The following is a 299-nucleotide window of genomic DNA, read 5'->3' as shown; positions in this document are numbered from 1 at the left end:
CCTACGAGATTGACCATGATTCCGCCACCTTAAACCAGCAGAGTCCGTCTAACTTCGAAAAACGTGATCAAAAATCACGATTTCCTCATGCCGACCGGTTCAGGAAAATAGTTTTGCAACTGGCTCCTCAGTATGACCTCGTCGGTGATACCAAGTGGTCTGCTGTATCCAATAGAGCCAATTGCAAAACGATTTTTCTGAACTGGCCGGCATCACGGGAGCGCGACTTTCCATCGCATTTTCGTGATGCTGGACGAATTCTGGTCGGTTATGGTGGCGGAATCATGGTTAATCTCATT

Annotated in this window: 1 protein-coding gene; it reads left to right on the top strand. The window is 47.5% G+C overall.

Annotated elements, in window-relative coordinates; translation table 11 throughout:
- Positions 1 to 299 (top strand): hypothetical protein (locus F2P44_RS35280; protein WP_223165164.1); only part of this gene is annotated, 299 nt, incomplete at both ends.

The organism is Massilia frigida (genome assembly GCF_011682175.1).
Taxonomy (GTDB): Bacteria; Pseudomonadota; Gammaproteobacteria; order Burkholderiales; family Burkholderiaceae_D; genus Telluria_A; species Telluria_A frigida.
This window is presented reverse-complemented; position numbering and strand designations above follow the sequence as displayed.